Raw genomic sequence first — 14693 nt, 5'->3', positions numbered from 1 at the left:
CTATGAAAGATGAGGCGCTACCTATTCATGCTGATGCTGGTTGGTAGAAACAAAGATACACCATTCGTGATCCTTGGAGAAGCGTAATTCACCAAAAATAATAAGGCCGGCCGTATGGACCAAAATAGTAAGGATCCCAAAAGTATGGGCCGTACCAATAGGGTCGGTATCGATACGAGTACGGACCGTATGGGTAATCGTGGGCTTTGGGCCACGTTTTTAGGTGGTCAATGGCAATCGTGGGATAGGTGTACTCCATTTCGTCCAGCGGTTCTGTGAGGCTGCCGGAGACCGAGCCAACAATCGTCACGCGAGTGCCGGCCGGAACAATGGCCGGATCCAAAAAGTCTCGTTCTAGCGCCACAAATCTTCCTTGGGATTTCATGCGATCGGTGACAGGTTCATAGTCGTTATCCAAAGGCAATTGCAAAATGACCAGTCGCGTATATTCTTTCATGCGTTTGGCTTCTAGGATTTCTCCCCCCAACACGAGGGTTTTTCCTTCGTGGGACTCTGGTGCATCTTTGAGGTGGTCGAAGTTCAGGGTGGGGTCAATTTTGGCGAGCGTTTCTTGGGGAAGCCAATCCTCATGATACCCTGTGGCACAGCCAAAGAGAAGGGGAAGGCCGAGGAGGGTTATACGGAGAATTTGCATAAAGACTTTCCATAAGAAAGGTAAGGTAATGGTTTATTGTACTCCCGTAAAATGGGAATGCCAATTTTGTAGGAATGGTTACGATTGGAGGGAAAACCGAATCGGAAGATCGACGATACTTCGAACCGTAAAGAGTCCGTCTTGAGCAGGTGCAAATTTCCAGTTTTTAATGGCTTGGGCTGCGGCTTCATCGAGGACCGCATGTCCACAGCTTTCTCTCACCTTCACACTGCCTGGACGTCCATCCTGCAATACCTCCACTCGCAGAAGGGTTTTTCCTTCTAAGCCCAATTCTCTGGCGACTCTGGGATAGGGAGGAGGCTGTTTAAAGAGGATTTTCGCCGGTGTGGTTGCCAGGAGGGAACTCCTTGCCTTGTGATCGAGAAGGGTTCGAGAGAAGTGTGATGTGATCTCGGGTTCGTGTTCAAATCCAGTTCCAGTGGGAATGATCCTGACTGGGGTTAACCCATTGACCGCAACAGGGGCGAATGCCTGTGTTGACAGTCGAGACCTATCTCCATCCTTCTGGGGCAAGGAGGTAGAAACAAGATCTGGTCGTAAGACTTGAAAAAGTGTTGGAGTTGGTGTGGCAGGCGGTATTGCCGTTTTTTCAGCACTCGCTTTATGGTCAACCTTCTGAAAATTCGAGACGCGAGGTACGGCCTGGTTTTGTGGGGGGGATGTTGGTTCATCCACCAATCTGACGTTGATTGTCGGGGAAGAAACCTTGGGAGGAGGGGTCGTCGAGAAAATAAAAATCGCGACGAATACGGCTAAATGAACCACGAGAGAGTATGAACTAAATACTCCAAAGTAGCGTGATCTTTTTTTATGGAATGTCATTTTCACGCATCGTTCAAAAGGATTCGTATGCCACAACTAAAGGGTTGAATTCTAAGAATACTGTTGTTGAGGCGTGATCTTCAACCTTTTTCATTTTTTGGCGTTAACTCTTTCATCGCAAAAATAGAATAGATAATGGAGAGGTAATTATTGCCTAGTCTACTCTTAAGGAAAATGGGAGAATATGCGAACATGGTGCCCGATCAGGAAATACGTCTAAAAGGCATTTGGGCCTGAGAAAACTTGCGCAAGTCGCTATAATTAAGTGGAGTGTCAATAATTGGCCTGAGGACCTGGAGGGTTTATGGAATCTGAAGCTGAAAGCCCCAAACCCCCACGGAAGCGTCGAGAACTCATGATGGCCACCGTCGCCAAGGTCGTGGACCCAGTCTGTGGCATGAAGGTCGATCCGCTTTCGGCGGCGGGAAACTATGAGTATGCCGGGACGACATATTATTTCTGTAATCCCCGCTGTGAAGAAAGATTTCGTCGAGATCCCGATGGCTATGTAAGTGGAAGGTATAAGCAAGGAATGGAAGATGTCCCGGCTAAGCCGGGAACGAAATATATTTGTCCCATGTGTCCGGAAGTGAAATCGGACGTTCCAGCGGCCTGCCCTTCATGTGGGATGGCTCTTGAACCGGCATCCATCCAATTGTCTACTACCAAAACCGAATACGTGTGTCCCATGCATCCCGAGGTTGTCCAAGACCATCCGGGCGATTGTCCCAAGTGTGGAATGTCATTGGAGCCACGAACTGTCGCGCTCGAAGAAGTCAATCCTGAGCTGATCGATATGACCCGCCGTTTTTGGCTTGGATTAGTTCTGGCCTTACCAGTATTTCTGTTGGCCATGTCCGATATGATTCCCGGGCAGCCGTTGAAAGGAATTTTATCTGCGAAACTTACGAACTGGCTGCAATTCGTCCTGGCGACCCCAGTGGTACTGTGGGTGGGATTTCCGTTCTTTCAGCGAGGATGGGCCTCGCTAGTCAATCGTAGTCTCAATATGTTTACGCTTATCGCAATGGGAACGGGGACGGCCTACGGGTACAGTGCGGTGGCCACGATTCTGCCTGGACTGTTTCCAGAAGCTTTTCGTCTGGCAAGTGGCGAAGTGCCCGTATATTTTGAGGCCGCCGCTGTCATCACTGTGTTGGTCGCTTTAGGTCAAGTGCTGGAAATCCGAGCCCGCAGTCAAACCACGAGTGCGTTGAAAGCTTTGCTGGGGCTAGCGCCTAAAACCGCGCGGATCGTGTGGAGCAATGGCAAGGAAGAGGATATTCCCATCGAGAAGGTATCCGTGGATGATCGTTTGCGCATTCGGCCTGGCGAAAAAATTCCCGTGGATGGAGAGGTGCTCGAAGGCTCGACGTCCATCGATGAATCCATGGTGACCGGCGAGCCAATTCCAGTTGAAAAGCGGAGAGGGAATTGGGTCATGGGCGGGACTATCAATGGGACAGGCATGATCCTCATGCAGGCCAAACGTGTGGGGCAAGAGACCATGTTAGCGCAAATTGTCCAGATGGTGAGCGAAGCGCAACGAAGTCGAGCGCCCATTCAGCGCGTCGCTGATGTTGTCGCTGGGTATTTTGTCCCGATTGTCGTGTTGGTCGCGGCTGTGGCGTTTAGTGTGTGGGCCACCATTGGGCCTGAACCTCGACTTGCCTATGCGTTGGTCAATGCTGTTGCTGTGCTGATTATTGCCTGTCCGTGTGCCATCGGATTGGCAACCCCTATGTCCATCATGGTGGGGACGGGGCGCGGAGCGACCGCAGGAATCCTGATTAGAAATGCAGAAACTCTCGAACGCTTGGAAAAAGTTGATACTCTCGTGGTGGATAAAACCGGCACGTTAACCGAGGGCAAGCCCGTGTTGCAATCCGTCGTGCCCACGCCAGCATTTAGTGAAGCCGCCCTGCTTCAATTGGCGGCAAGCATTGAGCGAGCGAGTGAGCATCCACTCGCCTCTGCCATTGTGAATGGCGCGAGAGAACAGAATCTAGTCTTGGGCGTCGTGGAGGCGTTTCGTTCGCAAACCGGGGCGGGGGTCGAGGGAAAAGTCGATGGAAAATTAGTGGCTTTGGGAAATCGACAATTTCTTGAACGTGATGTGGGAGTATCGGCAAAAGAGCTGATCGAGCTCAATAAGCAAAGTGAGACCTTACGAAACGAAGGGCAGACGGTGGTGTTTGTTGCTGTGGATGGGCAACCGGCTGGTGTGATTGGTGTGGTGGACCCCATCAAGGCAACTACAATTGAAGCGCTTCAGTCGTTGAAGCGTGAAGGGCTGAACATTGTGATGGTGACCGGTGACAATCGGCAAACGGCGGAGGCTGTCGGGAAGCAACTTGGGTTAAAACATATTCAAGCTGAGGTATTGCCGGAGCATAAACATCAGGTGGTGAAACAATTAAAGAAAAAAGGGCATGTGGTGGCTATGGCTGGAGACGGAATTAATGATGCCCCGGCCCTCGCTGAGGCTGATGTAGGGATTGCCATGGGAACAGGTACGGACGTGGCCATCGAAAGTGCGGGGATTACCTTGGTGAAAGGCGATCTTCGAGGGGTGGCTCGTGCACGCAATCTTAGCCGGGCCACAATGGGCAACATTCGCCAGAATTTGTTTTTTGCGTTTTTCTATAACCTGCTTGGGGTTCCGGTGGCAGCTGGTATCCTTTTTCCCATATTTGGTCTTTTATTGAGTCCTATGATTGCCAGCGTGGCCATGACATTTAGCTCGGTGTCGGTGATTACGAATGCTCTTCGACTCCGATACGTTGGGTTGGACAAGTAGGAATGATGGCCTTGCCGAGGCCCTTGTCATCCACCATCACTCATCCAGGGAAACTTTCTCATGTATTGGTTGGTAAAGAAGTTAATAAAAGGTGCGTCGCAGCGGTCGAAAAGAAAAATTCTTAACTTTGTATTGTCAACAGAAATAGAAAGTCATGTCTTTCATAAACTCCGAAGGCATGGGTTTGTTCCCGCGACCATTATTGATGTGGGAGCATACCAGGGGGAATGGACGCGAAACATTAAATCTATTTTTCCTGAATCCAAGGTGCATATGATCGATGCCTTGGCCAAGGAAGACTATTTGCGCAAGGTTCAAGAAAATCTGCCTGGCGTGTCCTATGGCATCCATTTGTTGGGTTCGGAGACGGGCTTGGAAAAAACATTTTTTGAATGTGAGACAGGGTCGTCGTACTATGAAGAAAATACCAATGTGCAAAAAACTCAGACTACTCGAAAGACAAAAACGCTAGATGAGGTGATTGCCGAAACCGGATTTGCTTTAAGCCCGTCCTCCTTACTCAAGATCGATGCCCAAGGCGCAGAATTGGATATCCTGAAGGGCGCCAAGCAAGTCCTTTCAGATGTGGATTTTGTTTATCTAGAAATGCCGATCATTCAGTACAATCGCAATGCGCCAGACTTTGAAGCGTATATTCATCATATGGCCAGTCTTGGGTATGGCGTCTTCGATGTGTCCACCTGTCAAATTCGGCAAGATTTTTTACTGCAAGTGGATCTTCTCTTTGCCAGACAAACTTCCCCGATTATTCAGAAAAGAGAACAATTACTTGGTATATGAATCGGGTTGCCTTTTCTTGTTTACCCTTTTTGCAAAACTCCAAGAGATAAAATTCCCACCATTTCACTTTTGCGTGGGTTGTGATCAATATTTATGAAATGAGAAGAACTCTTCAATCGCAACTGTTTTATGATGGTAAAGTCGATGGCCTTGTATGGGACGGTTCGATAGGTGATGGAGGATGTGGTTGGGGAAGCAACTCTTCTAATATTAGTGGGGTCGGGACCGTCCAGCCGGCTTTGGCCAGGTGAGCCAGGGCCTGTTCTCGTTCGGGTTTGTAAATAGCCACTGTGGCGAGATCGAGATTTTTCAGTTCAAACTTGAAGTGCATAGGGACGATCGTCTTTTTCCGAATAATGGTAAGAATCACTGAACGTTCCGCATTGCCATTGGTGGGTTTGACTAGAGTCTCGGTTTCCGGACTATCCGTTGACACCTCGTCAGGCTCGGTTTTTGGTTGAAAGAGAAAATGTTCGACGGTTACATCATGGTGCCGAATACGCACGGCCCAGCGTTCGATGTCATGAGGTCGTTCGAACAATACCTTCCCATCATGGGGATGAAGGTGCTCAGGAATTTTTTCTCCATCGAATGGTTCTAATGACACATACCCTTGGGGAACTTGAAAAAGGGCATGGGCTTGTTGAACAAACATACTATTCAAATGTTCATTGGTGGTGACCCCAATGGTGGTTCCAACAAATTCCAATTGCGCTCGAAGGAGAGTGCGTTCTTGAAGGGCATCACCAAACACCACGGGAAATCCCTCTTTTTCAGCCTCGCTACATCGTTTGGGATCGGAATCAAAAAAAATCACATTGACGCCACGTTCACGAAACTCTTTTCCCAGCATTAATCCTAGTCCCTCGACACCCAAAATGGCCACACGGTCTCGTTTGCCGAGACGAAGTTTGAGGAACGATGCCATGGGGCGGGCCGTGAGTCCGGCCAGTCCAACGGTCAGGGCAATAGTTAAAAAGACAAGAGCGCGAAGCTCGGCCCCTCCTTCCATTCCTCGTTCCTCTAGCACTCCGGCGGTGAGCGCCGCGATGGCTGCTGCGACAATACCTCGTGGGGCGACCCACCCGATGAATGCTCGTTCCTGCCAGGACAGGGAGGCATTCCTCGTTGAAAGCCAAACGTTCAATGGGCGGATAATAAAAACTAACGCCCCCACTACGATCAAGGCCCCTGGCCCTAACCCCATCACGTCTTCCCAATGCACATCGGCCGCCAGAAGGATAAAGAGCATACCGACGAGGAGAATCGTGAGTTGGTCTTTAAACTCGCGGAGATCTCGATCGACTGGAGTGCGTAAGTTGCCGACGACCATACCGGCTACGGTCACAGCCAAGATGCCGCTTTGGGAAATAAAATGGTCTGACGCGTGAAAGAGGAGAAAGACTGTGGCGAGTGTAAAAATATTCGTATAGCCTGAGGGAACGAGGTATCGGACACTTAAAATACCTCCCAATAGAAATCCCCCCAACGTTCCCATCAGAATGCCGAATCCCAAGCGATAGGTGAGATCTACCATTTCATGAACCACGGTAGCCGTCTGCGTGGTTAGGGTGAGATTCAACACTAAAATGGCAAGGACGGCTCCAATGGGATCGATGAGCACTCCTTCGGCTTCTAAAATCGTTTTAAGATTGGGGCGAAGCCGCATGTCCCTAATGAGCGGCGCAATCACCGTTGGCCCAGTAACAACCACGAGACTGCCAAAGAGAAGAGACAAGGACCAGGACCAACCGAGAAATAATTTGACGGCAAGCGAACTGCCGAAGAGGGTGACCAACGCCCCGATGGTAATTAATTGAAGGATGGGAAGTTCTTGGCGTCGAAGTCTGGATTTTTCAAGGTTCAGTCCACCTTCAAAGAGAATGATGGCAACCGCAAAATCCACGATCCCGAAGAGTCCGGCTCCAAGGGTATTGGGATCAATCCAAGCGAGGCCGCTCTGTCCGAGGCCAAATCCCACTGCGAGGAGCAGCAAAATGCCAGGGATGTGCAATTGCCTAGCTATTGATTGAGCAAGTACACCGGCAGCCAACGCAATGGCAATTGTAAAACCAACCTGGGCTGTTTCCATGAAAAAGAAATTCTTAGATCACGTAGGTGAATAGATGGGCGCAACCGGCGCGATGAGGCGTCCGGCGGTATTTCTGTGGAGGAGTCCTCAAATGATCCCGTGTAATGTAACCCAAATGTTGCCGTCTGTATAGAGGACTGAGGGGATTGATATTCGACGTTGACATAAGTCCCATGTAGGAATCGAATAGAAAATAAGGAGTGTTACCGTATTTGTCTGGGTAATGTTCAAATGAGCAAAAAGCCAAAAGGAAACACCATTTTAACTTAAGGATGATTCGTAATTTGAGGAAGATCATGACCAATCGAATGACCAGGGTGATGTCAGCGGTTCTGGTCCTAGGGCTGAGTGGCGGGGGCTTAACGACGCCAGGGTATTCCCATGACTTGGGGATACCCCATGACGATGACCCCAAGGGGCCGAGTGTTGAGGGGAAGATGACGGGACTTGGCCAAAGTTCTTCTCCTCGAATTGAGCGTGGGAAATCATACTCCCCACCGCCGCCGTCTATGGGCCAGCAGCGTGGCGTCGTGCATACACTCAATGTTCCGGCGTTAGGATACGAGCTGGATGGCGATGTCAAAGTATTCACACTGATTGCTCAACCTATGGAGCATGAATTTACGGATGGGCAGCCGATGGATGAATCGATAATTCCCTTGATGAATCGGGCATTTGGACATATGGCTTCCCATATGAAGAGCACGTCCCAAAGTGGGGTTGTCTGGGGTTATAACGGGTCGATGCCTGGTCCAACGATTGAAGCGAATGAAGGGGATACCATTCGCGTGATGTTTAAAAATGAATTACCTGAGCCTACCTCCGTTCACTGGCATGGTTTGGAAGTTCCGAATGGCCAAGATGGTGCCGCCGGGGTGACCGAAGCGCCGACACCACCGGGCGGGACCCATGTGTATGAGTTCACGCTCTATCAAAGCGGCACGTTTATGTATCACACGGGGTACAACGTGATGAAGCAGGACGCGCTGGGGTTAGGGGGATTCGTCGTGGTGCATCCCAAATCTTCCTTGAATAAACCGGATAAAGAGATTGCCATTTTGATGCAAGAGTGGACGTTTGCTCCGGGTAACCCCAATCCAAATATTGTGTCAATGGATTTTAATTGGTTTACGTTTAATGGCAAGGCCGCGCCAAGTATCGAGGTGATCACGGTGCAGCAGGGTGATCGAGTCCGATTACGGTTTGGCAATCTTAGTATGCAAAGCCATCCTATCCATATCCATGGGTATACCTGGAATGTGGTCGGGACTGAAGGGGGGCCGATTCCTGAGAATGCGCAATGGCCTGGAGCTACGGTAAATGTTCCGCCAGGAACGACGCGTGATGTAGAATTTGTCGCGTGGAATCCCGGGGTGTGGCGATTGCATTGTCATCGATTGCATCACGTGATGAATGCGATGGCGGACATGCCGATGGGGGTGGCTCCCCATGGCGGCATGTTTACCCTGGTACGCGTGATTCCCAAAGATCCTGATGGGGTGTGGCAGCATCCTGCCCAGGTTTCTCGAAAGGGCCAACCATGAAAAAACAACGGTTGCTGCTCCTCCTTGGCGGATGGGTATTGGTGAGTGGTTGTGCCACCGTGACCGTGGATGAAGAGTTTTCACAGGTCTCGCAGGAGGCATTGTCACGAACGGGAGAGACCGTGGCTTGGGAGCAAACCCCAGAAGATGTGGCTTGGACACAGGAGACGGTTCAGCAATTACTTCAGGATGGGTTGACTCGTGAGGAAGCCGTGCGTTTGGCTTTAATCAATAACCGCCAACTGCAAGTCCAATTTGAAATGCTGGGAATGGCCAAGGCTGATCTTATTCAGGCGGGTCTTTATACGAATCCAAGACTTGGATCTTTGATTCGATTTCCAGGAGGAATGCCTGGAGCAGTGATCAACACAGAAAGCGATGTGTTGTTTCTCGTTTCGGATTTATGGAACGTTCCGCTTAGGAGAAATTTGGCAACTGTAGAAGTGTTGCGCACCACGAATCTGATTGTTCAGGAAATTCTTGAGGCGGCGGCGAATGCCAGGAATGCGTTTGATGAGGTGCTGCTGCAACAAGCTCTTTATGCCTTCGTGATGGAAAACGTCTCGTTGTTTGAGGCGACCCTCGAGCAAGTACAAATTCGGTTTGAGTCAGGACTCGTGAACCAATTGGATATTTTTTTGGCCCAGAATGTGCTGTATGAATCCCAATTGGAATTGGCTTCGGTGAAGGCCCAACTCAAGCGTGCGCGCGCGCAACTGCTGGGAACCCTTGGCTTGGACCCTCTCTTGTCTGAGGATGTGCCCATTCAGGGAAATTTGGAGGATATCCCGCATCGCGATATTTCCCTTGATCAAGCGTGGACATTTGCCCAGGACCAACGAGTCGATTTAGCCTTGACTCGGTTGCAAATTACTCAATCCCAGCGATTGCTATCCTTGCAAAAAGCAAAAATTTTTGGCGACGTGGGACTTGGAGGAAACTATACGCGGTCATTGGGAAAAGTTGACAATCCCGGGTTGGTGATTGCCTTAGAGATCCCCGTGTTGAATCAAAACCAGGGTGGGATCGCACGCGCGGAATTTCAAGTCCGTCAGGCAGAGAAACGGATGGTGGCTACCGAATTTGCAGCCAAACTCGAATTGAAACGGTTATTAGCGGAATTGAACTATCATGATACTCATGTCGAATTATTTCGAAAAAATATGTTAGTAGTTCAAGAACAGGCGGAAAACTATGTGAAGCAGTTTTATGCGTCGATGCAATTCAATAGCATTTATCTCATTCAAGCACGACAGCGAAATCTCAACGCTCGTCGTGGGTATTTGCATGCTCTTCGGCAATACCGGCTGACGGAATCTGCCTTGCAGGTAGCTCTAGGTGGGGAGGCCGAGAAGAAAATGGCGAATGGGTCCGCTTTTCTTATTCATCACTAGAATGATGGATGATGATGCGCTGATTTAATTTTGCACACAGGATAATGAAGAGATCAGTGCCGTATTCCAACAGCTATTGGGAAGAACAATTCCCCTTAATTTTCGTGAGGAAGAGGCTCGAGTCTAATTTGAGGGCAAGATGGGAGATCCGGACAGGCCTTGCTCGCACCCGTGAAGGCTTTGGTCTAGTCGAATGGTGGGGGTTGTGGGCCGACGTGGAGTCCGGCTAAATCGGGATCTTCCCCTTCGAGGGTCGTAGGACGCTGTTCTTCATTTTGGATTTTTCGATACGCCTTTTTTTCTTGCTTTTCCTGCTGCTTCATCTGCAAGGCGCGTTCCCGGTTTCGTTTGGCAGCCGTCGTTTTTGATGGTCTTCCCATAATCCTCCTCTCTGAGCAGTTTTTCGTGGGCCTAGGTTCGACCGGGGCGGAATGGGATTATTACCCCCATTTTCCCCGTAGATTCCAGAGAAAATTGAATGTGAACCCTTCCTTCTGAAGGTAGCATTGGGATATTGGCCTGTCAAATGTGGTAGGTCAACTGGTGTGATCTACCAGATATGGTAGTAGAATGCCGAGGTAGGCCCTAGAGATGTGTCCGAAGATTGGCCTGGAAAAGGTCTTAAATTGACAAATTTCCCTGATGGGTATACGGACCATGACTCCTCAATTCACCTTAGCCTCTGGCAGAATCGACCTTCGGTGAATGTCGCGGGAGTTCTCACAATATAAGGAGAAATGGACCATGAGTGGCATGAAGATCTGTTTGTTCGTGATGATGGTGTTCTTGGGGGCGTGCTCTCCGGAAGTGGGAAGCACAGCCTGGTGTGAAAGCATGAAAGAAAAACCCAAAGGAGATTGGACGGCCACTGAAGCTGCGGATTTTGCTAAGCACTGTTTGTTGGATCTAGGGAAATAACTCTTGATTGAAATTCTTCAGGTAGCTTTTTAGTTTCGGCACTCATGGCGAGATTTCAGTTGTTCATAGTGCTCTTTAAATTTGGGAAAGATCGTGGACGGTGTTGTGGAATATCTCAGGACCCAAGAAGATTCGGCCAGAATCTTGGAGAGGTTCAATGGGTTCCACGATGGGTTTATCCATAAACTCCTGCTTCGATCGCACGATGTTTTTACAAAAAACGGGCCGGAGGTGACGGATATCGCTCATCGATGTTCCGGTCAGTTCGATGTTCGCATTGATATCGCGCATTACAATTATGGCCAGGGGACCCAGCCGCATGATCGAATCGTGCGGGGATTTTTTAGAAATGTCCAAGACTTTTGTCTCGATTTACGTTCGAGGAAATCCTGCGAATGGCCTATAAAAAATGTGGAAGTAATCGCTGGAACTCGTGTGAATGAAACTGGAGGAACGGAACCCTGTTTTTCGTTGAACATGGTCTGGAGTAAGCTGGTTAATCAATCGTGGGAAGTCGCTACCGAGCAGCTTCTCACGTTTCAAGAAGCTGAATTCGAAGAGCGAACTCTATCCTAAGTCCTGTGTCTATCCTTGCCTGTCCACGTGCCTTTTCCCTTTCATTTGTAGTAATCTAATTCCATGAAATCTGATCAACCTTTGCCCATCCATGATCTGGATGAGGAAGCTGCGCTCCACACAATCCTGGAAGGAACTGCTACGGAAACTGGGGAGCGGTTCTTTCAGGCGCTGGTACAAAATTTATCAAAGGCATTAGGTACACATGGTGCTTGGGTCACGGAATATTTTCCCGAGACCCGACGATTGAAAGCCTTGGCATTTTGGATGGGGGGAGAATGGATTCATGGCTATGAAACGCCGATCGACGGGACTCCCTGTGGAGAAGCGATTGATAGTAAAGAGCTCGTTCATTTTCCGGATAATATATTGTCGATCTATCCCGATGAAGTTGATCTAATTAAAGCCAAGGCCGTCAGTTACTTGGGGGCCCCGCTTTTGGATGTCGACGGGACGGTGTTGGGGCATGTGGCCGTGTTGGATAGGCGCCCTATTCCGGATGAGCCGCGCGTCCATGCGCTTTTTCGAATTTTTGCTGCGCGGGCAGCTGCAGAGCTTCAACGTCTTCAAGCGGAAACCCAGGTGCGGGAACGAGAAGAAAAGCTCGGGCGCCTAGTGGACAGCGCGATGGATGCCATCATTGAACTTAACTCGACTCTCTGTGTGACTCGCGTCAATCCCGCAGCTGAAAAAGTGTTTCTTTGTAAAATGACGGATATGCAAGGGCAACCCTTTTTCAAGTTTTTATCCATCGGAGATCGGGCTCGCGTCAAGACCTTAATCGAGGAGTTAGATGCCCATCCGGTTGACCAACAATATTTGTGGATTCCCGGAGGCCTCACGGCTCTGCGCACTGATGGCAATGAATTTCCAGCTGAAGCGACCTTGTCCCGGTTTCAAGTCCACCGCCAAACCTTTCACACCCTTATTCTGCGAAATGTGCATGATCGTTTAGAAGCCGAACAAAAAATCCGCACGCTTACCGAAGAAGCAGAATATCTCAAAAAAGAATTGCAGGAACTCCAACACTTTGACTCCATCGTTGGGGAAAGTGAGGCATTACTGCGGACGTTACGGGACATTAGACAAGTCGCCGAGACCGAAGCCACTGTGCTCATTCAAGGTGAGACGGGTACGGGCAAAGAAGTCATGGCTCGAGCGATTCATGCGGCTAGTCGGAGAAAAGACAAACCTTTCGTTAAAGTCAACTGCGCTGCCATTCCTGCCACGCTCATTGAAAGCGAATTTTTTGGGCATGAGCCAGGAGCCTTTACGGGGGCGACAAAAAAACGTGATGGTCGCTTTACGCTTGCCGATGGTGGGACGATATTTTTAGATGAAATTGGTGAGTTGCCACTTGATCTACAAAGCAAATTGCTTCGGGTGTTGCAGGAGGGAGAGTTCGATCCAGTAGGGAGTTCCCAGACACGCAAAGTGAATGTGCGTGTGCTTGCTGCTACCAATCGTGATTTGGAAAAAGAAGCAAAGGCCGGGACATTTCGAGAAGATTTGTATTATCGGTTGAATGTCTTTCCCATTACCGTGCCTCCATTACGAGAACGGGGCAAGGATATCGGACTTCTCGCCTCAAACTTTGCCACAAAATTCGCTAAGCAAATGGGGCGATCAATTCAACCGTTATCCGCCGACTGTGTGCAACGCTTACAAGCCTACTCCTGGCCAGGTAATGTGCGGGAATTGCAAAATGTGATTGAGCGCGCTGTCATTACTTCGATCAATGGCCAGCTGAATTTAGAGCGAGCCCTGCCTGAACAAAAGAAGGATACTGGTATTCAAGGTGGGACGACGGTGGCACTTTCCAATGACCGAATTCACACAGTACAAGAGCTTCAAGAAATCGAACGTCAAAATATCCTTCGCGCGTTAAAAGTCACCGATGGCCGCGTTTCCGGAGAAAACGGAGCTGCCAAACTTCTCGGCATGAATCAATCGACACTCGCCTCTCGAATGAAAACCCTGGGTATTCAGCGCCCTTCCTAATTCTCTCTTTCTCCTTTTTGAAAAATGGCATAATTTCTTTTTCGAAAATTCGCAAATTGCGAAAATTCGCAAATGGTTGATTGAATTGATTTACATATAACTCATTGAAAGTATAAATAAATATTGAAAAATAAAAGAATGGCACATGGTGTGCAAAATCAATTCGTATGCGAAGTGATGAACACAACATTGAGCACTGGGATGGCAGTTTTCGTTCCAGAGATTCCCAAAAATCTGAAACCTGGCCCGCCATGTGCCAAGTCGCAGATCAATTACTTTTCAAACAAATAATTAACCCTTCAAAAGGAGGATGTGCCATGGAACAGGTGATTAAACAAACAAAAGTCAACGGCGTGGATGTTGGTCAGTTGGAAACTACGATTGATGCGATACAACAAACGCCAGAAATCGCCAAATTTACGTTTCGGGCTACGAACAAATGGATCTCTGGAGGACACAATCGTTCAACCATTAAGGAGTTTTATGGGGCAGGCCAGGAAGACGCCACGCGGACGGAGCCCTTTGAACTCGATGCTGATGAACCTCCGGTGTTGTTGGGAAGTGATAACGGGGCGAACCCAGCTGAGTTTATACTGCATTCGTTAGCTAGCTGTTTGACGACTTCATTGGTGTATCATGCGGCCGCGCGTGGGATTAAAATCGAGGGCGTAGAGTCGAAGCTCGAAGGGGATATTGATTTGCATGGGTTTTTAGGGCTGTCGAAAGATGTCCGCAAAGGCTATCAAAACATTAATGTGAAATTTCAGGTGAAGTCCGATGCCGATCCTGAATTGCTTCGTGAATTGTGCAATCAATCCCCGGTGTTTGACATTGTGTCGAACCCCGTTCCTGTAACTGTTTCGGTCGAAACGGTGTAAGGGCGTACAGAAACTTTCTTGCCGATAGAGCTGGGCTCTGGCTGTATTCATCTGAATACAGTCAGAGTTTTTTCTTTTTTAAAGTGTGGCCGTCCTTCCGTTCACTCTAACCTTATTGGTTTGCCGTTCTTGGAATTTGGATATTATATGCACTTTGTTGCCGCGGAATCTTATGCCGCCTCTAGTTTGGT

General features: G+C 49.1%; 12 protein-coding genes. 8 read left to right on the top strand and 4 right to left on the bottom strand.

Annotated features, from left to right (window positions below; genetic code table 11):
- Nucleotides 1-88 precede the first annotated feature (88 nt).
- Both PPG34_RS03680 and PPG34_RS03675 read right to left on the bottom strand, forming a co-directional pair.
- The gene (locus PPG34_RS03680) at nt 89-655 is read right to left on the bottom strand and encodes a Slp family lipoprotein (protein ID WP_313831787.1); all 567 of its coding nucleotides are present in this window, start codon (nt 653-655) and stop codon (nt 89-91) included.
- Nucleotides 656-733: 78 nt separating this feature from the next.
- Nucleotides 734-1498, bottom strand: a complete 765-nt coding sequence (locus PPG34_RS03675; protein ID WP_313831786.1) for an energy transducer TonB — start codon at nt 1496-1498, stop codon at nt 734-736.
- Nucleotides 1499-1853: 355 nt separating this feature from the next.
- On the opposite strand from PPG34_RS03675, the gene PPG34_RS03670 reads away from it, so the two are divergent.
- Together PPG34_RS03670 and PPG34_RS03665 are read left to right on the top strand one after the other, a co-directional pair.
- On the top strand, nt 1854-4298 hold the full coding sequence (locus PPG34_RS03670) for a heavy metal translocating P-type ATPase (protein WP_420888082.1): 2445 nt from the start codon (nt 1854-1856) through the stop codon (nt 4296-4298).
- A gap of 60 nt (nt 4299-4358) precedes the next feature.
- Entirely contained in the window at nt 4359-5099 is a 741-nt protein-coding gene (locus PPG34_RS03665) for an FkbM family methyltransferase (RefSeq protein ID WP_313831784.1), read from the top strand.
- A 127-nt stretch (nt 5100-5226) separates the two neighbouring features.
- Here PPG34_RS03665 and PPG34_RS03660 read toward each other — a convergent pair whose 3' ends face one another.
- The gene (locus PPG34_RS03660) at nt 5227-7191 is read right to left on the bottom strand and encodes a cation:proton antiporter (RefSeq protein ID WP_313831783.1); all 1965 of its coding nucleotides are present in this window, start codon (nt 7189-7191) and stop codon (nt 5227-5229) included.
- A gap of 296 nt (nt 7192-7487) precedes the next feature.
- Here PPG34_RS03660 and PPG34_RS03655 point away from each other — a divergent pair, with 296 nt between their 5' ends.
- Both PPG34_RS03655 and PPG34_RS03650 read left to right on the top strand, forming a co-directional pair.
- Nucleotides 7488-8735 carry a multicopper oxidase domain-containing protein gene (locus PPG34_RS03655; RefSeq protein WP_313831782.1) on the top strand — a complete coding sequence of 416 codons (1248 nt, stop codon included), beginning with the start codon at nt 7488-7490 and terminating at the stop codon, nt 8733-8735.
- Nucleotides 8732-10129 carry a TolC family protein gene (locus tag PPG34_RS03650; protein ID WP_313831781.1) on the top strand — a complete coding sequence of 466 codons (1398 nt, stop codon included), beginning with the start codon at nt 8732-8734 and terminating at the stop codon, nt 10127-10129. Before PPG34_RS03655 ends, PPG34_RS03650 begins: the two co-directional genes overlap by 4 nt.
- Before the next feature lie 185 nt (nt 10130-10314).
- Here PPG34_RS03650 and PPG34_RS03645 read toward each other — a convergent pair whose 3' ends face one another.
- Nucleotides 10315-10509 (bottom strand): hypothetical protein, encoded by a 195-nt coding sequence (locus PPG34_RS03645; RefSeq protein ID WP_313831780.1) that lies wholly within the window; start codon nt 10507-10509, stop codon nt 10315-10317.
- 364 nt (nt 10510-10873) lie between these two features.
- Between PPG34_RS03645 and PPG34_RS03640 the strand changes: the two genes are divergently transcribed.
- The 4 genes from PPG34_RS03640 (at nt 10874) to PPG34_RS03625 (ending at nt 14502) form a co-directional block, all read left to right on the top strand.
- On the top strand, nt 10874-11047 hold the full coding sequence (locus PPG34_RS03640) for a DUF3012 domain-containing protein (protein WP_313831779.1): 174 nt from the start codon (nt 10874-10876) through the stop codon (nt 11045-11047).
- A 93-nt stretch (nt 11048-11140) separates the two neighbouring features.
- On the top strand, nt 11141-11623 hold the full coding sequence (locus PPG34_RS03635) for a hypothetical protein (RefSeq protein ID WP_313831778.1): 483 nt from the start codon (nt 11141-11143) through the stop codon (nt 11621-11623).
- Between the two features lie 63 nt (nt 11624-11686).
- Nucleotides 11687-13624 (top strand): sigma-54 interaction domain-containing protein, encoded by a 1938-nt coding sequence (locus tag PPG34_RS03630; protein WP_313831777.1) that lies wholly within the window; start codon nt 11687-11689, stop codon nt 13622-13624.
- Between the two features lie 317 nt (nt 13625-13941).
- Entirely contained in the window at nt 13942-14502 is a 561-nt protein-coding gene (locus PPG34_RS03625) for an OsmC family protein (protein ID WP_313831776.1), read from the top strand.
- Nucleotides 14503-14693: the final 191 nt, after the last annotated feature.

The organism is Candidatus Nitronereus thalassa (assembly GCF_032191465.1).
Lineage (GTDB): Bacteria > Nitrospirota > Nitrospiria > Nitrospirales > UBA8639 > Nitronereus > Nitronereus thalassa.
Note: the sequence above shows the minus strand (reverse complement) of the source record. Positions and strands in the feature narration are given on the sequence as shown.